The 23,695-nt window shown below is 62.8% G+C and carries 23 protein-coding genes; 4 read left to right on the top strand and 19 right to left on the bottom strand.

All coding sequences use genetic code 11. From position 1 onward, the window contains the following. Positions 1-268: 268 nt before the first annotated feature. Together NCR40_RS00840 and NCR40_RS00835 are read right to left on the bottom strand one after the other, a co-directional pair. The gene (locus tag NCR40_RS00840) at positions 269-1,741 is read right to left on the bottom strand and encodes an ammonium transporter (RefSeq protein WP_250508507.1); all 1,473 of its coding nucleotides are present in this window, start codon (positions 1,739-1,741) and stop codon (positions 269-271) included. A 33-nt stretch (positions 1,742-1,774) separates the two neighbouring features. Further along, on the bottom strand, positions 1,775-2,113 hold the full coding sequence (locus NCR40_RS00835) for a P-II family nitrogen regulator (RefSeq protein ID WP_014190273.1): 339 nt from the start codon (positions 2,111-2,113) through the stop codon (positions 1,775-1,777). A 434-nt stretch (positions 2,114-2,547) separates the two neighbouring features. On the opposite strand from NCR40_RS00835, the gene NCR40_RS00830 reads away from it, so the two are divergent. Together NCR40_RS00830 and NCR40_RS00825 are read left to right on the top strand one after the other, a co-directional pair. Continuing rightward, complete coding sequence (locus NCR40_RS00830) at positions 2,548-2,808, top strand: accessory factor UbiK family protein (RefSeq protein WP_244826861.1); 261 nt, start codon at positions 2,548-2,550, stop codon at positions 2,806-2,808. A gap of 95 nt (positions 2,809-2,903) precedes the next feature. After that, positions 2,904-4,454 (top strand): YifB family Mg chelatase-like AAA ATPase, encoded by a 1,551-nt coding sequence (locus NCR40_RS00825; protein ID WP_250508506.1) that lies wholly within the window; start codon positions 2,904-2,906, stop codon positions 4,452-4,454. 362 nt (positions 4,455-4,816) lie between these two features. Here the strand turns inward: NCR40_RS00825 and NCR40_RS00820 are convergent, their stop codons facing one another. Next, positions 4,817-5,359, bottom strand: a complete 543-nt coding sequence (locus NCR40_RS00820; protein WP_250462784.1) for a hypothetical protein — start codon at positions 5,357-5,359, stop codon at positions 4,817-4,819. A gap of 246 nt (positions 5,360-5,605) precedes the next feature. On the opposite strand from NCR40_RS00820, the gene NCR40_RS00815 reads away from it, so the two are divergent. Then, positions 5,606-6,142: a peroxiredoxin family protein gene (locus tag NCR40_RS00815; RefSeq protein ID WP_250508505.1), complete on the top strand. Its 537-nt coding sequence runs from the start codon at positions 5,606-5,608 to the stop codon at positions 6,140-6,142. 229 nt (positions 6,143-6,371) lie between these two features. Here NCR40_RS00815 and NCR40_RS00810 read toward each other — a convergent pair whose 3' ends face one another. The 6 genes from NCR40_RS00810 to NCR40_RS00785 all read right to left on the bottom strand — a co-directional run bounded on the left by NCR40_RS00810 (position 6,372) and on the right by NCR40_RS00785 (position 13,710). After that, positions 6,372-7,700 (bottom strand): sigma-54-dependent transcriptional regulator, encoded by a 1,329-nt coding sequence (locus NCR40_RS00810; RefSeq protein WP_244826858.1) that lies wholly within the window; start codon positions 7,698-7,700, stop codon positions 6,372-6,374. A 37-nt stretch (positions 7,701-7,737) separates the two neighbouring features. Then, the gene (locus NCR40_RS00805; RefSeq protein ID WP_244826857.1) at positions 7,738-9,708 is read right to left on the bottom strand and encodes a sensor histidine kinase; all 1,971 of its coding nucleotides are present in this window, start codon (positions 9,706-9,708) and stop codon (positions 7,738-7,740) included. 21 nt (positions 9,709-9,729) lie between these two features. Continuing rightward, positions 9,730-11,013: a dicarboxylate/amino acid:cation symporter gene (locus tag NCR40_RS00800; protein WP_250508504.1), complete on the bottom strand. Its 1,284-nt coding sequence runs from the start codon at positions 11,011-11,013 to the stop codon at positions 9,730-9,732. A 477-nt stretch (positions 11,014-11,490) separates the two neighbouring features. Next, positions 11,491-12,495, bottom strand: a complete 1,005-nt coding sequence (gene lipA, locus NCR40_RS00795; RefSeq protein ID WP_250508503.1) for a lipoyl synthase — start codon at positions 12,493-12,495, stop codon at positions 11,491-11,493. Beyond that, the gene (gene lipB / locus NCR40_RS00790) at positions 12,492-13,310 is read right to left on the bottom strand and encodes a lipoyl(octanoyl) transferase LipB (RefSeq protein WP_284507678.1); all 819 of its coding nucleotides are present in this window, start codon (positions 13,308-13,310) and stop codon (positions 12,492-12,494) included. Before lipB ends, lipA begins: the two co-directional genes overlap by 4 nt. 73 nt (positions 13,311-13,383) lie before the next feature. Further along, positions 13,384-13,710 carry a DUF2917 domain-containing protein gene (locus tag NCR40_RS00785; RefSeq protein ID WP_250508502.1) on the bottom strand — a complete coding sequence of 109 codons (327 nt, stop codon included), beginning with the start codon at positions 13,708-13,710 and terminating at the stop codon, positions 13,384-13,386. Positions 13,711-13,806: 96 nt separating this feature from the next. On the opposite strand from NCR40_RS00785, the gene NCR40_RS00780 reads away from it, so the two are divergent. Then, a complete protein-coding gene (locus NCR40_RS00780; protein ID WP_250491710.1) occupies positions 13,807-14,787 on the top strand; it encodes a transcriptional regulator GcvA in 981 nt (326 codons plus the stop codon). On the opposite strand, the gene NCR40_RS00775 is transcribed toward NCR40_RS00780, so the two are convergent. From NCR40_RS00775 to NCR40_RS00730, 10 genes are all read right to left on the bottom strand, one after another. Continuing rightward, on the bottom strand, positions 14,771-15,067 hold the full coding sequence (locus NCR40_RS00775; protein WP_244826853.1) for a DUF493 family protein: 297 nt from the start codon (positions 15,065-15,067) through the stop codon (positions 14,771-14,773). The two genes, NCR40_RS00780 and NCR40_RS00775, sit on opposite strands and share 17 nt — an antisense overlap. Before the next feature lie 29 nt (positions 15,068-15,096). Continuing rightward, positions 15,097-15,990, bottom strand: a complete 894-nt coding sequence (locus NCR40_RS00770; protein WP_250508501.1) for a D-amino acid aminotransferase — start codon at positions 15,988-15,990, stop codon at positions 15,097-15,099. Positions 15,991-16,002: 12 nt separating this feature from the next. Continuing rightward, positions 16,003-17,217, bottom strand: coding sequence for a D-alanyl-D-alanine carboxypeptidase family protein (locus NCR40_RS00765; RefSeq protein WP_370652117.1), 1,215 nt, complete (start codon positions 17,215-17,217; stop codon positions 16,003-16,005). 535 nt (positions 17,218-17,752) lie between these two features. Then, positions 17,753-18,388 carry an alpha/beta hydrolase gene (locus NCR40_RS00760; protein WP_244826851.1) on the bottom strand — a complete coding sequence of 212 codons (636 nt, stop codon included), beginning with the start codon at positions 18,386-18,388 and terminating at the stop codon, positions 17,753-17,755. 28 nt (positions 18,389-18,416) lie between these two features. Beyond that, complete coding sequence (locus NCR40_RS00755; protein ID WP_244826850.1) at positions 18,417-18,746, bottom strand: (2Fe-2S) ferredoxin domain-containing protein; 330 nt, start codon at positions 18,744-18,746, stop codon at positions 18,417-18,419. Between the two features lie 52 nt (positions 18,747-18,798). After that, on the bottom strand, positions 18,799-19,959 hold the full coding sequence (locus tag NCR40_RS00750) for a VanZ family protein (protein WP_250508500.1): 1,161 nt from the start codon (positions 19,957-19,959) through the stop codon (positions 18,799-18,801). Positions 19,960-19,975: 16 nt separating this feature from the next. Next, positions 19,976-20,611, bottom strand: a complete 636-nt coding sequence (locus NCR40_RS00745; protein WP_502800959.1) for an ABC-type transport auxiliary lipoprotein family protein — start codon at positions 20,609-20,611, stop codon at positions 19,976-19,978. Between the two features lie 19 nt (positions 20,612-20,630). Further along, positions 20,631-21,599 (bottom strand): MlaD family protein, encoded by a 969-nt coding sequence (locus NCR40_RS00740; protein ID WP_244826847.1) that lies wholly within the window; start codon positions 21,597-21,599, stop codon positions 20,631-20,633. Positions 21,600-21,663: 64 nt separating this feature from the next. Continuing rightward, entirely contained in the window at positions 21,664-22,542 is an 879-nt protein-coding gene (locus tag NCR40_RS00735; protein WP_244826846.1) for an ABC transporter ATP-binding protein, read from the bottom strand. A gap of 6 nt (positions 22,543-22,548) precedes the next feature. Then, positions 22,549-23,676 (bottom strand): MlaE family ABC transporter permease, encoded by a 1,128-nt coding sequence (locus tag NCR40_RS00730; protein ID WP_244826845.1) that lies wholly within the window; start codon positions 23,674-23,676, stop codon positions 22,549-22,551. Positions 23,677-23,695 lie beyond the last annotated feature (19 nt).

Genomic DNA, 23,695 nt, shown 5'->3' with positions numbered 1-23,695 from the left:
AGAGCAATTGCCCTGCCTAACTGGGTATGGACCGCCATTTAGCAAGGCTTTGCGGCCCATCGTGGCAATCTACACAGGCAATCCGGGCATTTGCGGCGCGAGCCTCGCTGGACGAAAACCCGACGTAACGCGCGGACGAAAAAAAACCCGCCATGAAGGCGGGCCAAGTCGCTGCGCTCGTTCGTTTGCCGTCGCCCCGGCGACATGCGCCGAGCGGAGGAGAACCGGCGCGCCCTCTCGCGGCACGCCGGATCGCGGCTCAAATCCTTTATTCGACGTGCTCGCCATGCAGCGTGACGTCGAGACCCTCGCGTTCCTCTTCTTCCGTCACGCGCAGACCCATGACCATGTCGATGATCTTGAGCAGCACGAAGCTGACGACGCCGCTATAGACCAGCGTGACCAGCACGCCCTTCGCCTGCACGATGACATTGCCATCGAAGCCGCCGATGTCCTTCACTGCGAACACGCCCGTCAGCAATGCGCCGATGATCCCGCCCACGCCGTGCACGCCGAACGCATCGAGCGAATCGTCGTAACCGAACTTGTGCTTGAGCCACGTTGCCGACCAGAAGCAGACCACGCCCGCCACGATGCCGATCACGATAGCGCCCGTCACGCCCACGAAGCCCGAAGCCGGCGTCACTGCAACGAGACCTGCAACCGCGCCCGAGATGATGCCGAGCACCGAAGGCTTACCCTTCGAAATCCATTCCGCGAACATCCAGCCGAAGGCGGCGAATGCGGTGGCGATCTGCGTCGTGAGCATGGCGAAGCCGGCACGGCCGTCAGCCGCGACTGCCGAACCCGCGTTGAAGCCGAACCAGCCCACCCACAGCATCGATGCACCGATCAGCGAGAGCACGAGGTTGTGCGGCGCCATCACTTCACGGCCGTAGCCGACGCGCTTGCCGAGCACCAGACAGCACATCAGGCCCGCGATACCGGCGTTGATGTGAACCACCGTGCCGCCCGCGAAGTCGAGCACGCCCGCGCCTGCCAGCCAGCCGGTCGGTTCCCAGACCATGTGCGCGATCGGCGAGTAGACGATGATCGACCACAGCGTCATGAACACGAGCATCGCGGAAAACTTCATCCGGTCGGCGAACGCGCCGGTGATGAGCGCCGGGGTGATGATCGCGAACGTCATCTGGTAGACGAAGTAGACCGATTCCGGAATCGTCGATGCCAGATGGCTGACGGTCAGCGTCGTGGCCTTGTCGCCCTTGATGTAGTTCATGCCGTGCAGGAACACGCGCGAGAAGCCACCCAGGAACGAATTGCCCGGCGTGAACGCGATGCTGTAGCCCACGACCGTCCAGATGATCGTGACGAGACAGCAGATCGCGAAGCTCTGCATTACCGTTGCCAGCACGTTCTTCTTGCGAACCATGCCTGCGTAGAACAGCGCGAGGCCCGGAACCGTCATGAACAGCACGAGTGCGGTCGAGGTGAGCATCCAGGCGGTATCGCCCGAGCTGATCTTCGACGAATCGACCGAGAATGGTTCGGTCGGCGCGGCGGGAGCGGCGTCGGAAGCTGCCGCCGCTGCGGAAGCGCCTTCTGCCGACGAAGCCATCGCCGTGTTGGCGCTGGCCGGTGCGCTTGCAGGCGCCGATGCGGCGTCGGCCGCGGGTGCCGAGGCAGCGGCCGGAGCGGACGCGTCCTGGGCGAGTGCGGTGCCGACATTGGCGCCGATCAGGGCGCCCGCCACCAGCAATGACATCAAAAAGTTACGCATTCTTCGGTTTCCTCTTATCGCCGATTTCTTTTCTTAGAGCGCGTCCGCGCCGGTCTCACCGGTACGAATACGAATGACCTGTTCGATTGCCGTGACGAAGATCTTGCCGTCGCCGATTTTTCCCGTGCGCGCCGCGCGTTCGACCGCTTCGATCGCCTGATCGACGATGTCGTCCGACACGGCCGCTTCGATCTTCACCTTCGGCAGGAAATCGACGACGTATTCCGCGCCCCGATAAAGTTCGGTGTGACCTTTCTGGCGGCCGAAGCCTTTTACCTCGGTCACCGTGATGCCCGAGACGCCGATCGCCGAGAGCGCTTCGCGCGCTTCGTCGAGCTTGAACGGCTTGATGATTGCGGTAATGAGCTTCATGTATCCCTCGCTGTGGTGTGCCTCTGATCCTTCGATGCCTTCTAAAGCGGGATGCCTCGGTTGCAAGCCCACGTCCGTCCTGTCGGGCCGCTGAAAGAAGCGTGCAGAAAAGGTCCGCGCCACTTATGCAACTCGTATGCCAATCGAGTGCTCACGGGGCTTTGCACGATTTCACGAAAGGCGCGCGCAAGGGATCTGCCGAATGGCTAACGCGCGCCGTACCTGCTGGCGCCGGGGTGGGTTCGTTGCTAGAGTGCTCGCAAGGTCCCGTTAAAAGGGGCAAAGGCGGAAAACGCGGGAGCGCGGGAGCGCTAAAATCGCGGCGCCTCGAATGTGCCCGGCAGTGCGTGACGAATGCACCAAAATCGATCATGCAACCGGCCGGGGCACTGACCTAACAATGAATGCACTTTTTTTGTGCAAAGGGAGAAACGATGAAGCAGCCCAACGACGTTTTCAATGACCTGCAGCAGAAGATGAGCGAGCTCTTCAAGAATTCGCCTGCTAAAGACGTCGAGAAAAATGTGAAAGCCATGCTTTCGCAGGGCTTCTCGAAGCTCGATCTCGTGACCCGCGAAGAATTCGACACGCAGACTCAGGTGCTCGTGCGTACGCGCGCCCGGCTGGAAGAGCTGGAAAAACGCGTCGCGCAACTGGAGCAGCACCAGCCGGGCGGCTCCTCGTCGCAGGACTGACGGCTTCAACTACTGTCGACCTCGGCCGGCGAGCCGTGAAGTCCTAGTCTCATTGCCGGCGCCGCCTTCGAGCGCGCGCCGTTTCAGGTGAAATCATGTCGCTTGCCGTGGTCAAGAGCCGCGCGCCCGCCCCTGGGCGCGCGCCGGAAGTGGTCGTCGAAGTTCATCTCGCAAACGGATTGCCGTCGTTCTCCATCGTCGGCTTACCCGATCTCGAAGTTCGCGAAAGCCGCGAGCGCGTGCGCGCCGCGCTGCAGAATTGCGGACTGGAATTCCCCGTCAACCGCATCACCGTCAATCTCGCTCCGGCAGATTTGCCAAAGGAGTCGGGACGTTTCGACTTGCCTATCGCGCTCGGCATTCTGGCGGCAAGCGGACAGATTCCGGCTGCGTCGCTCGAAAATCGTGAGTTCGCTGGCGAGCTTTCGCTGACCGGCGCCCTGCGGCCCATGCGCGGAGCATTCGCAATGGTGTGCGGAGCGGCGCGGCACCATGCATCGAACGGTTCGGAGAGCGGGCGTGCGCCGGAAATCTATGTGCCGCTCGCAAGTGCTTCCGAAGCCGCGCTGGTGCCCGGCATCGAAGTGTTCGGCGCGGCGGATTTGCCGACGCTCTGCGCGCATCTGAACGGCGTTCCGGATGCGCGGCTTCGTCCCGCGCAGGCTTTTGCGCAATTGAATGCGTCATCGCGGCCGGCCGCGCCCGATCTCGCGGATGTCATCGGGCATCCGGCTGCGCGTCGCGCGCTGGAGGTTGCGGCGGCGGGTGGTCATCATCTGCTGATGGTCGGGCCGCCCGGCGCGGGCAAATCCATGCTCGCCGCGCGCTTGCCCGGCCTGCTTCCGCCAATGACCGACGATGAAGCGCTCGCCTCCGCCGCCATTCTGTCGGCAAGCTCGCTCGGATTTACGCCCGCGCAATGGAGGCGGCGGCCGTTTCGCGCGCCACATCATTCATCGAGCGCGGTGGCGCTGGTTGGCGGTAGAAATCCGCCGCAGCCGGGCGAGATCACGCTTGCGCACCTGGGCGTGCTTTTTCTCGACGAGTTGCCCGAATTCGATCGCAAGGTACTCGAAACGCTGCGCGAGCCGCTCGAAGCGGGTTGCATCACCGTGTCCCGGGCGGCGCAACAGGCGGAGTTTCCTGCCGCGTGTCAGCTCGTCGCCGCGATGAATCCATGTCCGTGTGGATGGCGTGGCGATCCAGGTGGACGCTGCCGATGCTCACCCGACGTCGCCGCGCGCTATCTGCGCAAGTTGTCGGGACCGCTGCTCGATCGCATCGATATTCAGATCGAGTTGCCTGCGCTCTCGCCAGCTGAACTCTCGGCGCGCGGCGCCAAGCATGGCGAATCCAGCGCAACGGTGGCTTCACGCGTCGAGGCGGCGCGCGCCGTCCAGCTCGCGCGGCAAGGCAAGACCAATCGCGAACTCGATGGCCGCGATGCCGACACGCTCTGCCGACCTGATGCCGAAGGCGCCGCGCTCCTGCGCGCCGCGAGCGAGCGCTTCGGATGGTCGGCGCGCGGCTATTACCGCGTTTTGAAAGTCACACGGACCATTGCCGATCTATCCGGGGCGAACATTCCGACCGCGGCGCATGTCGCGGAAGCCGTGCAATACCGTCGCGCGTTTCCTGCGGCATGAGCCTCAAGGTCATCGGGCGCGAAATATTGCCTGTCAAGACTTGACTTATGCACACCAAGCCGATCCGCCCTTCTTTTTCCTACTATCAACCTACATGACAGAAGGTATTTCACAGACCATTGATTTTATTGAACTATTTAACTTGCCATGAAGGGAGGCAAAGTAAGCCCGGCCACATGAAGCGGGCTTCCAGCGAATCGCCGACACTGTTTTCCACAAAGTTATCCACAGACTCTGTGGATAGCGAAAAAAGTCCTGACAAATCCGGGCATTAGACGTCAAAGCTGTGAATGAACTTCGGCTTTGTAAACCTCACGAGCAGCACTCTTAAGTGAGCAGTCGCAGAAAACCGAGGTTTACCTCTAAAACAGTTTGAAGGAAGAAAAGAATTGGTCGGACTGTTCAGAAGGCGGCGCTTTGTCGGAGACAATCGCGACCTGGTAGACATGCATGCCATGCGCCACGAAACGCGCGTGAATCGTCCGGCTCTCGCGCTGATTCCCGCCTCGTCCCTTGACTTCCATCTCGCTGCCGAGCACTCGACCGCCGACAGCGAGGTCGATCTGCGTCGCGCGCGCGGCCGGCTGGGCATTCACGTTACGGGCGAGGCCTTGCTGGAGGAAATCGAGCGCGGCGCGTTGCAACGCGGGATCGGCGCTGGGCAGGACAACCGTGCCGATTGCGAAAACCGCGTCATTGGCTTCGGCGGTCTGCATGCGCATGGTCATCGGCTGGCCGGCAATCTGAATCTTGCGCTCTTCGGCGTGCGGCTTGGCGGGCAGCGTGACTTCGTAGCCGTCGTCGTTATTCATGATGGTGCGCCAGTCATACGACGGCGTGCACGCGATCAACGCGCCGCATGCGACACATGCGCACACCATCGCGCTCAATGAACGTGCGCGCATGGAACGACTCGGAACATTGCGCACGAGAAACCGGCGCAGACTGGCCGTATTCGCAGAAAGAACTCGCTTCATGGCTGACCGTTGCGTGAAAAGTATCATTATCGCGCCGCGATACCCGGATTTCGTTCGGCCGACCGGACGCGTCACGACTGCGCCGCACGTTTGGCGCTAAAATAACCAGCACTTTCCCATTGCAGTTGCGCCTTACAAGGCGCTTCGCTCGACTACGAGCCGTTCGAGGTTGCCATGTCCCAAGCCACTCAAGATACTCAGACTCGTACCAAGAGTCCGTTGCGCTACGTTGTAATGGCGCTCGTCGCCGGCGTGATCGCGTGCACGGGGTATTTCGCGTTCGGCGGACAACAGAAGGTGCCCGATGCAACCTTCACGCTGCTTTCAGGGCAGAAGATTTCGACATCGAACGATCTCAAGGGCAAGGTCTATCTCATCAACTTCTGGGCGACGAGTTGCGAGACTTGCATGAAGGAAATGCCCCAGATGATCGACACGTACAACAAGTTCAAGGGTCGTGGGCTCGAATTCGTGGCCGTCGCCATGAATTACGACGCGCCGATGTACGTCAGCAACTATGCGCAAACGCGCAACCTGCCGTTCAAGGTCGCCATGGACGACGGCAGCGCCGCTAAACGGTTCGGCAACGTCCAACTGACGCCGACGACGTTCGTGGTCGACAAGGACGGCAAGATTCTCAAGCGCTATGTCGGCGAACCGACTTTTGCCGAGCTGGATGCATTGCTCAATAAGGCGCTTGGAGCGGCTTGAAGGAACGAGCGCGTTGAGCGGCGTCGCGGTGGGGAAAACTTACGACTGGCTTGAGCGTGCGGCGTACCGAGCCGCTCAGGATTGGCTAGCAGCGCTCAACGGTGGATCTAGGTAATAACGCGGCGCAAAAAGCGATTCAAGGAACGGGCGTTGAACCGTTCATCCGCCGTTCGACTTTCGCCCGGCTGAAAGACAGGCCCGAACCGGCTAGCCAATACGCGCCAGCACCCTACCGCTCAGCATCCCCCTTCACCGCAATCCCATACCGCTTGATCTTCTCGTAGAGCGTCGCCTTGCCTAGCTGCAGGCGATCGGCCGCCACCGCCACCGCCCCGCCGCACTGCTCCAGCGTCTGTGCAATCACCGCGCGCTCGAATTGCTCCGTGCGTTCCTTGAGCGGCTGCGTGGACGTATCGAGCGCGGCTCCCGTATCGTCGATGACACCGAGCACCATGCGATCCGCCGCATTGCGCAGCTCGCGCACGTTGCCAGGCCATTCGCGCTGCATGAGTTCGGCGCGCTGACGGTCCGTGATGAGCGGCGCAGGCCGTTCGTAGCGCACGGCGGCATCGAGCAAAAAGTGTTCGAAAAGCGGCACGATGTCCTCGCGACGCTCGTTGAGCGGCGGCAGTGAAATGGTTACGACGTTGAGCCGGTACAGCAAGTCGCGGCGAAACGTGCCGTCCGCGACGTGTTCGTTCATGTCGCCTTTCGCGGCGGCCACCACGCGCAGATTCGCGCGTACCGGCTGATTCGAGCCGAGCCGCTCTAGCACGCCATCCTGCAGCACTCGCAGCAGTTTCACTTGAAGCGAGAGCGGCATGCTCTCGATTTCATCGAGGAACAGCGTGCCGCCCGATGCCGCCTCCAGCCTGCCGATGCGCCGTTTCTGCGCGCCGGTGAAGGCGCCGGCCTCGTAGCCGAACATCTCCGATTCGAACATCTGCTCCGGCAACGCGCCGCAATTCACCGCGATGAACGGCTTGTCGCGGCGCGCCGAAAGATCGTGCAGACTGCGCGCGATCAGTTCCTTGCCCGCGCCGGTATCGCCGTTGATGAGCACGGACGCATCCGTCGGCGCCACGTTGGCGATCAGCCGCCGCACCTGTTCGATAGCCGGACTGCGCCCGATGATGCGGCTCTGCCCCGCCAGTTCGCGCCGCAGCGCCTGGTTCTCGAGCACCAGCGTGCGTCGCTCCAGCGCGCGGCGTACCGCTTCGATCAGCCGCTCGGAGGCAAACGGCTTCTCGATGAAGTCGTACGCGCCGTCGCGCATGGCTTGTACCGCCATCGAAATGTCGCCGTGACCGGTGACGAGTATCACCGGCACTTCGGGCGCGCGCTCCCGGCATTGCGCGAGCAGGTCGAGACCGCTCGCGCCCGGCAAACGGATATCGCTCACGATCACGCCCGTATAACTCGCGTCGATGGCGCGCGCCGCCGCTTCGACGCTGCCGTGGCCGATCACGTCGAAGCCCGCGAGCTGCAGGCTCTGCACGCTCGCGCGCCGCACGAGTTCGTCGTCTTCGATATAGATCACCTGCGAACCGGTGCTCATGGTCTTGCCCCTTGTGTTGCCTCATGCACGCCGGCCTTCACGCGCGGCGCAACGTCAGTACGAATTCGGCGCCGTAGGAACCGTCGGCGTCGGCTTGCGTGCCGCCTTCGGGACCGGCCGCGACGATTGGCGCCACGCGATTGCGCGCGATCAGCGTACCGCCATAATCTCGCGCGATCGCCGACGAAATCGCGAGTCCCAAACCGAGCCCGTGACCCGTTTCCTTCGTCGTGAAGAATGGCTCGAAAAGGCGCGGGAGCACGTCGGCGGGAATGCCGGGGCCGTTGTCGCGCACCACGATCTCGACCACGGTTTCACGCGCGTCGAGTTCCATGACGATGCGCGGGGCATCGCATGACGCGACGGCATCGAGCGCGTTGCCGATCAGGTTGATGAGCACTTGCTCCAGCCGCAAGTCCTCGCAACGCACGAAGACCGACGCGCATTCGCCTTCGATCTCCGGTGCGATATCGAGCGCGACGTTCTTCATGCGCGGCCGCAGCATGGCGAGCGTGTTGTGCAGCGCGCGTGCGACGTCAGTGCGCGCGTTCTTCGGCCGCGCCTTCGCGACGAAGAGCTTGAGCTGATTCGTGATCTTGCCCATGCGCTCGGTGAGCGACGCAATCGCTTCGAGATTCTCGCGCGCCGCCGCCTGATCGCCGCGCTCGATCAACACGCGCGTGTTGTCCGAAAAGCTGCGCAGAGCCGCAAGCGGCTGATTCAATTCATGCGTGATGCCGGCCGCCATTTGCCCGAGCGCGGCGAGCTTGCTTGCCTGGATGAGTTCGTCGTGCGCCGCGCGCAGGTCCTGTTCGGCGCGCGTGCGTTCGTTGACTTCTTTCGTCAGTTGCTCGTTGGCCTCCGACAGATCCGCTGTGCGTTCCGCGACGCGTTGATTCAGTTCGGCATACGCGGTCTGCAGCATCTCGCGGCTGCGGATCATCTCGCGCACGCGCGCGCGCCGCATGCGCCAGTAAAACGCCAGCAGACACAGCGACACGAATACGAGGGCCGTCACGACCACCGCGTTTTGGGCGGCACTCTCGACCGGATCGAGCGGCGCCATCGTGATCAACTGCCAGTCGGGTTCGCCGATAGAACGCCGCGTCGCCAGAAAGCTCGGCGCATTGCGCCCGCCGCCGACGCGCACGATCTGCGCGCCGCCTTCGAGCGTCTTTGCGATGGTCATCGGCAAGGGCGTGATGGGCTGTTGCGCGTACTGGCGCGTCTGGTAGACGGACGCCTCGACGCTTTGCGGCAACGGCCTCACGGTGTGATATTTCCACGAAGGCACCGAGGAAAGAAAGATCACGCCGTGGTCGTCGGTGACGAGTAGCGGCTCCGTGGCATCCGCGCCTTGCAGCCATTCGAGATTGAGCTTCACGACCGCCACGCCGATCAGTTCGCGCGTGCCTTCCTTGAACACCGGCTGCGAGATGTAATAGCCCGGTTCCAGCGAAACGGTGCCGAGCCCGAAAAAGCGTCCGACGCCGCCCTTCGCGGCATCGACGAAATAAGGTCTGAAAAGATATTCGACGCCGACAAAACTGTCCGGTCCGCGCCAGTTACTGGCGGCGACGCAGAAGCCGTCCTTGCGGATCAGATAAGTCGCGGTGGCGTGCGCGCGCTGGTTGAGGTCTTCGAGATACTGGTTCGCGCGATCGACGTTGTTGCGGTCGGGCGTGTCGAGCACGTTCTGCACGAGCGGATGGCGCGACAGCAGATACGGCAGATATTCGTAGCGGTCGAGCGTGCTTTTGAGCGTGTTCGTAGTGCGATCCACGCGCACCGCGGCATTGAGCCGAAGCTCGTCGATACCCCGCCGCCACGCGATCTGCCAGGTGAGCGCGCAACACGCCGCAAGCAGAGCGGCGAGCGCGAAGAACACGAGGATGCGGCGCGACACGTGAGCAGATTCCCGCAAATGAGTATCTGCCATTGTGGCATACGCGCCTTCGATGTAAGGCCGCGGCGAAGCGCCGGTTGGCTGATGCTTCGCCGCGTGCATGGCTGCCTGCTTTCCGCGGCTTTAAGCGACGGTTTCGGGTTCGTGCTCGGCCGCGCCGTGCTTAAGCGCGTCGCGCAGCTTGTTGCGATCGAGCTCGTTCTCCCACGCCGACACCACCACCGTCGCCACGCCGTTGCCGACGATATTCGTCAGCGCGCGGCATTCGCTCATGAAGCGGTCGATGCCGAGAATCAGCACCATGCCCGCGAGCGGAATGGTCGGCACGACTGCAAGGGTTGCCGCCAGCGTGATGAAGCCCGCGCCGGTCACGCCGCTTGCGCCTTTGGACGTGAGCATGGTCACCGCGAGCAGCGTCAACTGCTGGCCCCAGCTTAAGTCCGTGTTGGTTGCCTGCGCGATAAACAGCACCGCCATCGTCATGTAGATGTTGGTGCCGTCGAGATTGAACGAGTAGCCCGTCGGCACGACGAGACCCACGACCGAGCGCGAGCAGCCGAGCTTTTCGAGCTTGAGCATCAGTTGCGGCAACGCGGCTTCGGACGAACTCGTGCCGAGCACGATCAGCATCTCTTCCTTGATGTAAGCGACGAATCGCAGGATCGAGAAGCCCACCATTCGCGCGATGGTGCCGAGCACCACGAGCACGAAGACGATCGACGTCAGATAGAACGTGCCGATCAGCTTGAGCATGGGCAGCAGCGAGCCGATCCCGTACCTGCCGATGGTAAACGCCATCGCGCCGAACGCACCGATGGGCGCGAGTTTCGTGATGATGCCGACCATGCCGAACAGCACGCTCGACAGCCCTTCGATGAAGCTCGTCACCACGCGGCCGCGTTCGCCGAGATGCGCGAGCACCGAGCCGAACAGGAGCGCGATCAATAGAATCTGCAGGATTTCACCTTGCGCGAACGCGGAGATCAACGTGTCGGGGATGATATGCAGAAAGAAATCGACCGTGCTCTGGCCGTGCGCCTTGGTCGCGAACGACTCGACGGCCTTGTGGTCGAGCGTCGCGGGATCGACGTTGAAGCCGACGCCGGGCTTGAGCACGTGCGTGGCGATGAGGCCGAGGACGAGCGCGAAGGTCGAGACGACTTCGAAATACAGCAGCGCCTTGCCGCCGACGCGTCCGACCTTCTTCATGTCCTCCATGCCGGCAATACCGGTCACGACGGTACAGAAGATGATCGGCCCGATCACCATCTTGATGAGTTTGATGAAGCCATCGCCGAGCGGCTTCATGTCGGTGGCGAGAGCGGGATAGAAATGCCCGAGCGCGATACCGATGGCGATGGCCAAGAGCACCTGCACGTACAGGACTTTATAGAAAGGTTTCTTCACGATAGTTCCAGGCAAAGGTCAGGCAGTTGGCGAAAAAAGAGCCAGCGGCGGGCTTTGACGCTTGATGCGTGTCGGTTGTGTTGGCAACGAGCATCGGAAACGCGTCGTTCGAGCGAGAGCCGCTACGTCGACGGATTCAGGAACGGATGGATGCGAAGGGATTCATCAGCTTGTCTCCTTGACTTTTATAGACGGCTTCGCGGGCCGTAACTCTTCTATTGCAAGGGCGATGCCAGTTTTTTTGCTGCGTAACCTGCTGATTTAGCTGAATATTTTTAGGACCTTGGCGATTGCCAATCCAGCTTTCCGGAAATCCGGAAAATGCTTGTCCGGGAGTTCGGACTATTCGTTGCCGTCTGTCACGACGTCTTGGTGTGGGCGAAGTTCACGCCATCTGCGCGCTGTCGGCCAAAAAAAACCCACGGTCTCCGTGGGTTTTCTTCTTCGTGCGAAATGCAGGAAAGGCAGTAAGCAGCTTTAAACCACGCCAGCGCCATGCGCCTGCAAATCCGCGTGATAGCTCGAACGGACCATCGCGCCGACTGCCGCGTGCGTGAAGCCCATCTTGTACGCTTCTTCTTCGTACATCTTGAACGTGTCCGGATGCACGTAAGCCCGCACGGGCAGGTGATGCTCCGACGGTTGCAGGTACTGGCCGATGGTCAGCATGTCGACGTCGTGCGCGCGCAAATCGCGCATTACCTGAAGAATTTCTTCCTCGGTTTCGCCAAGACCGACCATTAGCCCGGACTTGGTCGCGACCTCCGGATGCAGCGCTTTGAAGTCCTTCAAGAGCTTGAGCGAATGATGATAATCCGAGCCCGGACGCGCTTCCTTGTAGAGACGCGGCACGGTTTCCAGATTGTGGTTCATCACGTCTGGAGGCGCGGCGGTCAAAATGCCGATCGCGCGATCCAGCCGGCCACGGAAGTCCGGCGTCAAGATTTCGATGCGCGTTTCCGGCGAATGCTCGCGCGCCTGCCGAATGCACTCGACGAAGTGCGCCGCGCCGCCGTCACGCAGATCGTCGCGATCCACGCTCGTGATCACCACGTACTTCAGCTTCAGCGCGCCGATGGTGCGCGCGAGATTCAACGGCTCTTCCGCATCGAGCGGGTCTGGACGGCCGTGGCCCACGTCGCAGAACGGGCAACGGCGCGTGCATTTGTCGCCCATGATCATGAACGTGGCCGTGCCCTTGCCGAAGCACTCGCCGATATTCGGGCAGCTCGCTTCTTCGCAAACCGTATGCAGATTGTGTTCGCGCAGAATCTGCTTGATCTCGTTGAAACGCGAACTGCCGGTGGCCGTGCGTACGCGAATCCATTCCGGCTTCTTGAGCTTTTCGATCGGGATGATCTTGATCGGGATGCGCGCGGTTTTCGCCTGCGCCTTCTGCTTCGCGGTGGCGTCGTAGGCGGCGGGCGGAACGGCGGTGTTGCCGTCGGTCGATCCAGCAAGATTTGCGGTTGCGTCAGTCATTCGCTTGATCCGTTTGAGTCTGCTTGGACGGCGGCGCCGTCGTGCAATTGTGCGGCGGCAGCAGGAACGCCGTCGATCTGATGCGCCAGCCGTTCGGCGAGCGTCGCGGCTACGTCGCGCCAGTCGGCTTCGACGCCGAGCGTCGCCATGTCGACCGTTTCGAGTCCCGCGTAGCCACACGGGTTGATCGCGAGGAAGGGCTGCAGGTCCATCCTCACATTGAGACTCACGCCGTGATAACTGCAGCCGTTGCGAATCTTGAGTCCCAGCGCGGCGATCTTCGCGCCTTCGTGCAGCGCGTGCAAACCGGCGTTGGCGCCCAGCTCCGTGCGCCGCGCGGAAGGCTTCGCGACATAAATGCCAGGCGCGCCGACCTTACGATCCGTGACAAGATTATACGATGCAAGGGTTTCGATCACGGCCTCTTCGATCCGGCGCACGAGTTCTCGCACCATCAGCTTGCGACGTCGCAGATCGAGCAGCAGATAGGCCACGATCTGACCGGGCCCGTGATAGGTGATTTGTCCGCCGCGATCCACCTTGATGAGCGGAATGCCGCTGTCGGCTAGAAGCAGATGCGCCGGGTTGCCGGCAAGTCCGAGCGTGAACACGCGCGGATGCTCGACGAGCCAGATTTCGTCTTGCGTCTCGGGCGTGCGCGCGTCGGTGAAGGCGCGCATCGCGTCGAAGCTTTCCTGATACGGCTCTAAGCCGCGCCAGCGCAAAGTGACCGGATGGTCGCCGAAGCGGAAGACGCTGGACGGTTCGGCGGGAGTGGAGCGTTCCGGCGCGAAAGCGGTGGAAATGGCGGACATGATTCCGATAGTTTACCGAAATCGCTCGATGCCCGCCGACGCTGAACCCGAAGATAATGCGCCGGACCGCGCTTCAGACCGTGCGCCAGCCCGAACGCAACCGCTGCGCGAGACGTTCGATGCTCGTCGATACCCAGTGGATCGCGCGCTCGTCGCAGCGCGGCACAATGGTGAAGACGACTTGCGCGGGGCGGTCGCCGTCCACCGAAAGCCATAGGCGTTCGCGTTCGCGCAACTTGAGCTGGTCGCCGGGCACGAGCCAATAGTCTTCGGTGTCGTTGCTGCGCGTCGCCCAGACCGTGCTGCCTTGCACCGAAAGCCGCGTGCCACGCACGATGCGCATCGGCACCGTTTCGCCCGGCTTGATTTCGAAGATGACGCTTGTTGAAATTTCTCGCATGATCCACTCCGCCAAAGGAACGTTTCGATGACTACAATCCTAGGCGTGACAAGGCGTTGAACCAAACGATCAATTTTCACTGCTATGTGAGCCAGATTGACAACCGACCCTCAGACTATCCATACAGATTTGCGCCAGTTGCCCGCTCTGAATGCGCTTCGAGCGTTCGAAGCCGCCGCGCGTCATGAGAGTTTTTCGCGCGCCGCCGACGAGCTTTTCGTGACGCACGGTGCGGTGAGCCATCAGATTCGCGCACTCGAAGCCGAACTGGGCGTGCCGCTTTTCGCGCGCGACGGCAAGCGCGTACGCCTGACCGATCGCGGCCGCCAGTACGCCGTCGAAGTGCGGGCCTCGCTCCTTTCGCTGGCCGAATCCACACGACGAATTCGTTCTGGCGACCGGGACCGTCGCTTGATCGTGTCGATGCTTTCGTCGTTCTCGGCGCGCTGGCTGACGCCGCGCGTGGGCAAATTCATCGAGAAGCATCCGGAAGTGGATCTGGAACTACACTCGACGAACGCGCTCATCGACTTCAATCGCGACGATGTGGACCTCGCAATTCGCTTCGGCTACGGCAAATACGCCGGTCTGCATACAGAAGAGTTGCTCGACGAAGTGTTCTTCCCCGCGTGTTCGCCGCGCTTCAACGGCGGCAATCTGCCGCGCACGCCGGCCGATCTGGCGAACCTGCCGCTGCTGCGTTCGAACGACGAGTTGTGGCGCCCGTGGTTCGACGCAGCCGGCCTGACGGAAACGCCGGAACCGAAGCGCGGCGTTCTGTATGAGGATTCGTCGAATCTGCTGCAGGCGGCGATCGACTGTCAGGGAGTCGCGCTGGTGCGAAGGTCGCTGGCGATGCAGGAAATCATCGCGGGAAGGCTTGTGCGTTTATTCAACGTGGATGGTCCGAGCCCGTGGACCTATTTCTTCGTCTGCCCGCCCGCGGCGATGCAAACCGCGCGCGTGCAGGCATTTCGCAATTGGATTTTCGACGAAGCCGAGCAGTTCCGGCAGCTCTACGAACGCACGCCCGCAGTCTGCGACGCACCCGAAAGCACGCTCAAAGCACTACCTTGACCATGGGATGGCCGGTGAGCGCGCGATAGATGTCGTCCAGATGCGCTCGGTTCTGCGCGCGCACGGTGCACGTCAGGCCGGTGTAATTGCCGCCCGACGAAGGCCGCGCTTCGACGCGCCCGTCGTGAAATTCGTTGTCGTATTCACGCAGTACGTTGACGATCGCGTCCTGAAACTCCGGATGCGTCTTGCCCATCACCTTGATCGGAAAGTCGCACGGAAAGTTGAACAACGCGTCGATGTCGGGGTTTGCGGCGGTTTGAGGTTTGGATTCGGACATGGCTTTCTCCTTCGCATGGCGCGGTTCGCTCACAGGCCGAACTCGCGCGTCTTGGCTCGCTGATACGCGCCATACAGCGCAGCATAGACCGCGCCGGGCCGGCCGTCGCCAACGCGCTGACCGTCGAGCGTCGTAATCGGCATGACCTCTTTGGTCGCCGAACTGATCATGAGTTCATCGGCCGCGCGCAGTTCGGCTTCGGTGATGTCGCGTTCCTCGAACACGATTCCCGCTTCCTTCGCCAACTCTTCGATGAGGCTGTAACGGATGCCTTCCAGAATGCGCGGCCCACGCGGCGCGCCGAGGAGCGCGCCGCCTTTCACTACCCAGACATTTGAGGACGAACCTTCGGTTAGCAAGCCGTCGCGCAACTGGATGGTTTCCAGCGCGTCGTGTTCGGCGGCGTGCTGCGCCATGAGCACATTGCCGAGAAGCGAGGTCGATTTGATATCGCAATGCAGCCAGCGCTTGTCTTCGGCGGTGACGGCGGCCGCGCCGCGAGCCCTCGCCTCGACGCTCGGAAACACGAGTTGTCCGACCATGACGAACACGGTCGGCGTGATGCCCGCCGGAAAGGCGTGGCCGCGCCGCTTCGCCACGCCGCGCGTGACCTGGATGTAGACGAGCGCATCGCCGGCGCCGGCGTTCGCTTCGATCGCACGGGCGATCAACGCGCGCCAGCCGGCATCGTCGAAAGGATTGGCGATGCTGATCTTGCCGAGACTGCGTTCGAGTCGCGCGAGATGCTGAGTCAGGCGAAACGGCAGACGCTCGCCGTTTGCCTGCGCGTAGAGCGGCACGACTTCGTAGATGCCATCGCCGAAAATGAAGCCCCGGTCCAGCACCGGAATGCGCGCTTCGGAAAGCGGGCCCCACTCTCCGTTCAGATAGACCGTCGGGTCGAAGTCTTCGGCGATGCTCATCGAACCTGCTCCTTACTTACGCTTTTGCCACATCAACAAAGCCGAATCCCACAAGCGGCCGAAGATGCCGGCTTCCGGCACGTCCTGCAGCGCGACCAGCGGGAACTGCGCGACGTCCTTGCCGTCCGCGACCATCTTCACGGTGCCGATCTGCTGGCCCTTCTTGATCGGCGCGATCAGCAAATCGTTACGCGTGACCGTGGGCTTGACCTTTTCGCCGAGACCCTTAGGCACGGTGATGTACTGATCCGTCTCGACGCCCGCCTGCACGTTGTCGGACGCGCCCTTATACACGCGCGGCGATTCGATCACCTGATTCGCCTTGAAGAGACGCACCGCGTCATAGGCCGTGTAACCGTAGTTCAGCATCTTCAGGCTGTCTTGAACGCGCGCGGATTCCTTAGGCTCGCCCATCATCACGGCGACCAGACGGCGGCTCGCGTCGGGCGTGCCGACGAGCGGGCGCTTGGCCGTCGCGATCAGGCAATATCCCGCCGCCTTGGTGTGACCGGTCTTGAGACCGTCGACGGAAGGATCGAGCCACAGAAGACGATTGCGATTCGGCTGCTTGATCTTGTTGTACGTGAAGTCGCGTACCGAGAAGATGCTGTAGTACTCGGGGAAGTCGCGGATGAGGCGCGTGGACAGCACCGCCAGGTCGCCTGCCGTCGTGTAGTGCTGCGGGTCGGGCATGCCGTTGACATCGGCGAAATTGGTGTGCTTCATGCCAATGCGCTTGGCGCCGGCGTTCATCAGCGTGACGAAGTTGCCTTCGCTGCCGCCGACGAGTTCGGCAAGCGCGATGGCCGCGTCGTTGCCCGACTGGATGATCATGCCGTAGACCAGGTCATGCACGGTTACCGGCTTGTTCGCCTCGATGAACATGCGCGACTCGTCCGTCTTCACGCGGCGCACGGCCTCGGTCGGCATCACCGTCTGGTCCATGTTGATCTTCTTCGACTTCAACGCGTCGAAGACGAGATATGCGGTCATCAGCTTGGTGAGCGATGCCGGTTCCACACGCTCATCCGGATTGCCCGATGCGAGCACCTGATTGCTGGTGGCGTCGACGAGCACCCACGAATGCGCGGTGACGTCCGGCGGCGGGACTTGTGCAAAGGCGCTCGCGGCGGCGAGCACGGCGGGCATCACGATAGCGGCTTGCAACGTGCGACGCTCGACTGCTGAAAGGGGAGAAACAGACAAGCCGGAAGGGAAAAAGCGCATAGGATCGGTCGGAAGAAGAAGCATCGGCGTTTCGCCGGGTGTGATCGGCGTTGGCGAAACGCGGGTTGAACAGGTGGACCGTCGATACCGGTCGCGCTAGTCGCTCGTGTTGCCAGCCAATGGTCTTCGACTGGTCATGCGAACTCGCGCTTACTCGACAGACGGACGCGCCATCGAAGTCTATCGCCGCGCACGCGGAGAAAACCGTGAGCGTTCCGACGCCGGGGCAACATGGGTACGAAACGCAGGTCTTCAAATATCGCGTGAGCCCGCATGAAAGCTTGCGCTCTCGGGCGCCGGGTCTTCGCTGCGTCACGCAACATGAAAGGCCATTCGGCAGGACGTTTGCTCACGCTCGCAGCAAAAAATTCTGCGTCATTATACGCGCGCCGAGGGTGCGGTTTCCGATGAATCTACGGACAAGACGCGTGTTTTCACGTTTGCCGCGCCGCAATTCGAGGGATTACGCCGATAGCCATTCGAGCGCCGATTCGCGCGGCGAAACGCTCGATGACGACGAGATTGAAACGCTCTTTCAGCGCCAGGCATCGACGATGATGCGTTTCAAAACATGCAGCTTGCGATGGAAGAAATGCTCGCCGCCCGGGATCACGACAACCGGCAATTCCTGCGGGCGCGCCCAGTCGTAGACGGAGGAAATGGGCACGGTCTCGTCCACTTCGCCGTGGATGACGAGCGTGCTTTCGGGCACGGGCGCGACTTCCCAGCGGCTCGCAGCGGTGCCCGCAAAGACCATGCGCTCGATACTCTTGCCGCTTTCGACGAGCCGCTTCGCGACATGCGACAGCACGAAGGTGCCGAACGAAAAGCCCGCGAGCACGAGCGGCACGTCTTCCTGGCCCGGCTGCGCGCGCATGTGGTCGATGAGCGCGAGCAAGTCGTCCTGTTCGCCGATACCGTTGTCGTGCTCGCCCGCCGTCTGGCCGACGCCTCGAAAGTTCGAGCGATACGTCGTGTAGCCGAGTTGCACGAAGGTACGCGCGAGCGTCTGCGCGACCTTGTTGTCCATCGTGCCGCCGAAGAGCGGATGCGGATGCGCGACGAGCGCGATTCCGCGCGGCGCTTTATCGGCGGCATCGGTCCGGTCGAGCGCGACTTCGATCTTGCCCACTGGACCGTCGATCAGGAATTTTTCGGTTTGCGCGTTCATCGGGTTACTGAGTCTGGGTCACAAGCGGTCACGCGGGTTGATCGATCAGAAGGCGCTCAACGATCTTGCCGTTCGCAAGATGCGAATCGACGATCTCGTCGATGTCGGTTTCGTCGATATACGTGTACCACGTGCCTTCCGGATACACGACGAGCACGGGTCCAAGTTCGCATCGGTCGAGACAGCCAGCCTTGTTGATGCGCACGTTGCCCTCGCCCGCGAGGCCGAGTTTCTTCACGCGCTTCTTCGCGTGTTCCTGCATTTGCTGCGCGTTGCAATTGGCGCAGCTCGGGCGCGCGGCGTCGGCATCGCGCTGATTGAGGCAGAAGAACACGTGGTACTTGTAGAAAGAGTCCATGGCGTGGGGCCTTGAGTGTGTTCGGATCGATTATAGCGAGCGATGTTCATGCCTACCCGGCCCGCGCCCGCCGCCGCGCGAGCCACGCGCGCTCCGCCGCCGACGCGAGCCAACCGAGCGCCGCGTAAGGCCACACCCACGCGAGCCAGTGCAGAAGGCCGTTGAAGTGCAGATAGCGCCCTTGCCGCCAGTCGGCCAGCACGATGTCGAAGTACGGATTCAGCGGCAGCAGATTGACGAGCGCAAGCCCCGCGACGAGTGCCGCGCCGGCAAGCACGGCGCGCAACGAGCGTGGCAATGCAACCGACAGCACGGCGGCCAGCGCGCCGATCGCGATGCCTTCGAGCGCGCCGTCCGTTGCCCAGTCGTAAAAAAGTCCCGCGCGCGATTGCAGAAACGTCGCGGCCGCCTTGGCGAACAACGTCGCGACGATCAGGCCGAGCATCAGCCGGATGCGGGGCGCGCGCTCGCGCGTGAGCAAGGTTGCAAGTACGAGCGCCGCATACAGATTGCACGACGTGATGATCGCTTCCCATGCGTCGTCGGGCAGGAGCGCGCCGAGCCGGTCCGACCAGGTTTCGAGGTCCCACGAGGCGGGCGCCCAGGCGAGGATCGCGTCCTGCATCGCGGGATCGAGTCCGTCCCAAAGCGCGCGCGGCAGGTCGCCACCGCCGAACAGATAAGGTGCGGGGAACATGCCGGCGCACGGCCACAGCGCCGTCAATCCGATCACATACGCCGCGTGCCGCTCGAACCAGGTGAAGCGGATGCGCCTGAGCCAGCCGCGATCGAGCAGCGCACTCGTCGCGGGCGCGATCAGCACGCCGCCGACAAGCGCGCCGAACGCATTGGCGGCGAGATCGAGATTGGAGGCGACGCGCGTCGGCAAGTAAGTCTGGATGGCTTCCATCGCGCCCGACAGAAGCGCGCCGCCGAAGAGCGCGAGACACACCGCCACCGATCCCCTGAAGCGCGGATAAAGCGCCAGCACGATCAACGCGCCGAGCGGCATGTAGCCGAGCACGTTGGTGATGACATCGAACGCGGTCAGATACTGCGGCAAGGGATCGGCGATGAAAGCAAACGGCCCGATGCCGAGCGTGCGCCAGCCCGAAAACGGATACAGCGACGCATAGACCACGAGCGTCGCGTAAGCGGCGAGCGCCTGCCGGGAAAACGCCGACGGGCGGCGCTGCCATTGCTTGATCGTCATGAGCCGCGCGAATGCCTCATTGTGCGGCGGCGGTGAGCGGCTGCTTGTCGAGCCACGCGCTGAGTTGCGAAATCATCTCGTCGGACGCGGCGGCGAGCGCGCGTGCGCCGCCCGCCGCGTCGCCGGTGGGCGCGCTCGCTTCGGTGCTGAAGCTGCGTTGTGCGACGACGCGTCCTTGCTGCGTGAGCGTCGCGCGCACCGCGACCAGTCCGTGGCTGCGCTCGGGCGCATCGAAGACTTGCTCGAAGCGCGTGAGTTCGACTTCGAGCAAGGCCGCGCGCACCGGATCGGCGCCCGTAAGAACCGGACCGCGCGCCGACAAGCTGTCGCGCAGACGTTGCGTCAGGAGTTGCGCGGGCGGCATCGTCCAGTGACTGTTCGAATAGTTGCCGGTGCGTTGTGCATCGACATAACTGAGCCGGTAGACGAAGTCGTCCGTTTCGAGATTGCGCGGCGCGCTAACGGCCAGCACCTTGACCGGCGGCGTGGTAGCCGGCGTGCTGTTCGCGCTCTGGTCGATGGCGGGCGCGACGCCCAGGTCGTAGCGCACGTTCGGCATCGCCGATGGCGTGGACGCGCACGCCGCGAGCATCGTCATGCAGGCGAGCGCGAGCGCGGCGGTCATCGTCATGTTGCGGTGGTCGTTATGCATAGCGTTCCTTCGAATCACGTCAATGCGCCGTCGGCGTCGGGCTTGCGGGCCACGCGAAACCCGGTTCGCCCGGCCCCGGCGACTTCTGCGGCGCGCCGAACAACACGCTGCGCGGATTGGTGCTGAATGCATCGGCGGCGCGGTCGACGGAACGCGCGGCGCTGCCGACGTCGTCGGTGAACGAGTAAAGGCGCGGCAACGCTTCGAAGCCCACGCGCGCCGTCACGTTGCGCAGCGACTCGTTCATGTCGGTGAGCGCCGCAGCCGCCTGGTCGGCCGCGTTGCCCGCCTTGTTCAGATTGGTGACGAACGGGCCGTCGGGCCGGTTCAGGTTTTGAATCAGCGTATTGGTCGATGCCAGCGTGCGGTCCAGTTGCTTGAGCGTCTGCGGCAAATGCTCGGTCGCGGGCGACACCTGATTGGTAAGTGTCGCAATGCCGTCGGCGGCATTTTTCAGGCTCTTCGTCGTGTCGAGCAACTGGACGCGCACATCGTCGGAGAGGAACTTGTCGGCATCTTCGGAGAGGCGTTCGAAGCGCTTCAGGATGACGTCGCCGCGCTCCTGCAATTGTTCGAAGAGACCGGGACGCATCGGCACTTCGGCCACGTTCTGCGCCGACGATGGCAACGCGCTCGGGTCTTTCCCCGTGTCGTCGAGCTGCACGAACGCGATGCCCGTCACGCCCTGAAAGCCGAGCGTGGCAAAGGTGGAATGCGTCATCGGCGCGTTCTGGTCGACGAGAATGCGAATGCGGATCTGCCCCGGATGCGCTTTATCGAAGCGGATGGACTGCACCTTGCCGACGCCGAGACCGCGATAACGCACGGAGGCGTCCGTAAAAAGCCCGGTCACGTTGGTGCGGGCGATGAGGTCGTAAGGCACGCGCACCGTGCGGTCCACGTTGAAGAAGAACACCGCGAACGCAATGGCGAGCACGAGAACGATGGTGAACAGTCCGGTCCAGAACGCATGTGATTTGTTTTCCATCGTCATGTTCCTTTGCTTGCTGGCTCGCGCGTGCGGTGGCCTTCGCGTCGTTGGCGGGAGGTGCTCATTTGTTGACGCTGATGGTCGCGTCCTCCAGCGCGGCGGCGGGCAGCTTTGCGCGGCGTTCGGGCGGCAGCGCCTGCAATGCGCGCCGGCCCCGCCGCCCCAGAAAATATTCGCGGATGAACGGATGATCCACCGCGCACGCTTCTTCCACGGGCGCCGCGACCAGTACGCGCCGGTCCGCCAGCACGGCGACACGGGTGGACAGCGCGACCATGGTATCGAGATCGTGTGTGACGAGCACGACAGTCAGCCCGAGCGCGCGATGCAGGGTCGCGATGAGATCGACGAATTCATCGGAGGCCTTCGGATCGAGACCGGCGGTGGGTTCGTCGAGAAACAGCAGTTCCGGTTCCAGCGCAATGGCCCGCGCAATGCCCACGCGCTTCACCATTCCGCCCGATAACGCCGACGGCATCTTGCTCGCGTGCTTGCACGACAGCCCGACCATTTCGAGCTTGAGCATGACGAATTCGCGGATCAGGTCTTCGGGAATCTTGCCGAGTTCGCGAAACGGCTGCGCGATGTTGTCGTACACCGAAAGCGACGAGAACAGCGCGCCTTGCTGAAACATCATGCCGGAACGCGTGCGCATCATCTTCGCGGTTTCGTCGTCCATGTGCGCCCATTCCTCGCCGAGCACGCGGATACTGCCCGAAGTCGGCGATTCGAGGCCGAGAATCTGCCGCACGAGCGTGGTCTTGCCCGAACCCGAGCCGCCCAGCAACGCAACGATCTCGCCGCGCCGCACATCCAGATTCAGATGCTCGTGAATCACCGTTCGGCCATAGCGCTTGGTGACGTCGCGCACTTCGATCACCGGCTCGGCGATGACGGGCGGCGGCTGATGACGAACGGCAGTGGCGAGGGTCGTCGACATATGCGCCTATAGCCCCACGTTCTGGAACAGGATGGCGAAGACGGCATCCGCGAGAATCACGATGGTGATGGAACTGACCACGGAAGTCGTCGTGCCTTCGCCGAGACTCTGCGAATTCGCCTTGATGCGAAAGCCGAAGTGACACGCGGCAAGCGCGATCAGCATGCCGAACACCACGCCTTTGCCGAGTCCGATCCACAAATTGGCGATAGGCACGACCGAAGGCAGCGAGCGGATGAAGAACGAGATGTCGATGGACAACACGAGCTTCGCCGCGACCGCGCCGCCCGTCAGCGCGATGATGTTGGTCCACATGACGAGCAGCGGCATGGCGATGCCGAGCGCGATCACGCGCGGCAAGACGAGCCGCAGACCGTGCGGGATACCCATGACCTGCATGGCATCGAGTTCTTCCGTCACGCGCATGACGCCGATCTGCGCGGTGATGGCCGAACCCGAGCGTCCGGCGACGAGAATCGCGGAGAGCACCGGCCCGAGTTCGCGGATCACCGAGAGCCCGAGAATATTTACGATGTACTGATTCGCGCCGAACACGCGCAACTGCTGCGCCGACAGATAACTGAGCACGATGCCGATCAGGAACGCCACCAGCGCGGTGATGGCGAGCGCCTGCGCGCCGGCGCTGTAGATGTTCGCGGAGATTTCGACCCAGGGAATGCGCCTCGGCCGCCGCACGAGCCCGAAGAGATCGAGGACGAAGCCGCCGAACATCGACAGGCCGCCTTGCAGATGGTCGAAGAAGCCGAAGATCAGTTCCCCGAGTCGCGTGACCGGGTTGGTGCGCGTGACGACTTCGGGCTCTTCGCGTTCGGCGTCGAGCAGCGCGACGCGTTCGAAGATTTCGCGTTGCGTGTCCGACAGCGCGATGGTCGCCGGCATGCGGCGGCCCCACACGCGCCAGAGCGCTTGTCCGCCGACGTGATCGAGCCGCTCGACCGACAGCAGATCCCATTGGCTGATGGCTTCGCGCCCGACCGCGCGCAGCCGCCGCGTCACACCGCTCTTGGCCCGGTCGCGCGCGAGCGCAAGCGCGGTCCACTGGCCCGAGAGCCGAACCACCTTGCCTTGCTGACCAGCTTCCACACTGAGGCGGGGCGGCGTGTCGAAGTTCAAGGAACGATGCGCGTCAAAA

The sequence above is a fragment of the Caballeronia sp. GACF4 genome, assembly GCF_023631025.1.
Lineage (GTDB): Bacteria > Pseudomonadota > Gammaproteobacteria > Burkholderiales > Burkholderiaceae > Caballeronia.
Note: the sequence above shows the minus strand (reverse complement) of the source record. Positions and strands in the feature narration are given on the sequence as shown.

Bases quoted from the DNA above. Each gene is read 5' to 3' on its own strand.
- NCR40_RS00740 (WP_244826847.1), bottom strand. From the start codon at position 21,599: ATGGAAAACAAATCACATGCGTTCTGGACCGGACTGTTCACCATCGTT.
- NCR40_RS00770 (WP_250508501.1), bottom strand. From the start codon at position 15,990: ATGAGCATCGCCGAAGACTTCGACCCGACGGTCTATCTGAACGGAGAG.
- NCR40_RS00735 (WP_244826846.1), bottom strand. From the start codon at position 22,542: ATGTCGACGACCCTCGCCACTGCCGTTCGTCATCAGCCGCCGCCCGTC.
- NCR40_RS00840 (WP_250508507.1), bottom strand. From the start codon at position 1,741: ATGCGTAACTTTTTGATGTCATTGCTGGTGGCGGGCGCCCTGATCGGC.
- NCR40_RS00785 (WP_250508502.1), bottom strand. From the start codon at position 13,710: ATGCGAGAAATTTCAACAAGCGTCATCTTCGAAATCAAGCCGGGCGAA.
- NCR40_RS00830 (WP_244826861.1), top strand. From the start codon at position 2,548: ATGAAGCAGCCCAACGACGTTTTCAATGACCTGCAGCAGAAGATGAGC.
- NCR40_RS00820 (WP_250462784.1), bottom strand. From the start codon at position 5,359: ATGCGCGCACGTTCATTGAGCGCGATGGTGTGCGCATGTGTCGCATGC.
- NCR40_RS00825 (WP_250508506.1), top strand. From the start codon at position 2,904: ATGTCGCTTGCCGTGGTCAAGAGCCGCGCGCCCGCCCCTGGGCGCGCG.
- NCR40_RS00815 (WP_250508505.1), top strand. From the start codon at position 5,606: ATGTCCCAAGCCACTCAAGATACTCAGACTCGTACCAAGAGTCCGTTG.
- NCR40_RS00755 (WP_244826850.1), bottom strand. From the start codon at position 18,746: ATGGACTCTTTCTACAAGTACCACGTGTTCTTCTGCCTCAATCAGCGC.
- lipA (WP_250508503.1), bottom strand. From the start codon at position 12,495: ATGACTGACGCAACCGCAAATCTTGCTGGATCGACCGACGGCAACACC.
- NCR40_RS00835 (WP_014190273.1), bottom strand. From the start codon at position 2,113: ATGAAGCTCATTACCGCAATCATCAAGCCGTTCAAGCTCGACGAAGCG.
- NCR40_RS00775 (WP_244826853.1), bottom strand. From the start codon at position 15,067: ATGTCCGAATCCAAACCTCAAACCGCCGCAAACCCCGACATCGACGCG.
- NCR40_RS00765 (WP_370652117.1), bottom strand. From the start codon at position 17,217: ATGCGCTTTTTCCCTTCCGGCTTGTCTGTTTCTCCCCTTTCAGCAGTC.
- NCR40_RS00760 (WP_244826851.1), bottom strand. From the start codon at position 18,388: ATGAACGCGCAAACCGAAAAATTCCTGATCGACGGTCCAGTGGGCAAG.
- lipB (WP_284507678.1), bottom strand. From the start codon at position 13,310: ATGTCCGCCATTTCCACCGCTTTCGCGCCGGAACGCTCCACTCCCGCC.
- NCR40_RS00745 (WP_502800959.1), bottom strand. From the start codon at position 20,611: ATGCATAACGACCACCGCAACATGACGATGACCGCCGCGCTCGCGCTC.
- NCR40_RS00810 (WP_244826858.1), bottom strand. From the start codon at position 7,700: ATGAGCACCGGTTCGCAGGTGATCTATATCGAAGACGACGAACTCGTG.
- NCR40_RS00805 (WP_244826857.1), bottom strand. From the start codon at position 9,708: ATGCACGCGGCGAAGCATCAGCCAACCGGCGCTTCGCCGCGGCCTTAC.
- NCR40_RS00750 (WP_250508500.1), bottom strand. From the start codon at position 19,959: ATGACGATCAAGCAATGGCAGCGCCGCCCGTCGGCGTTTTCCCGGCAG.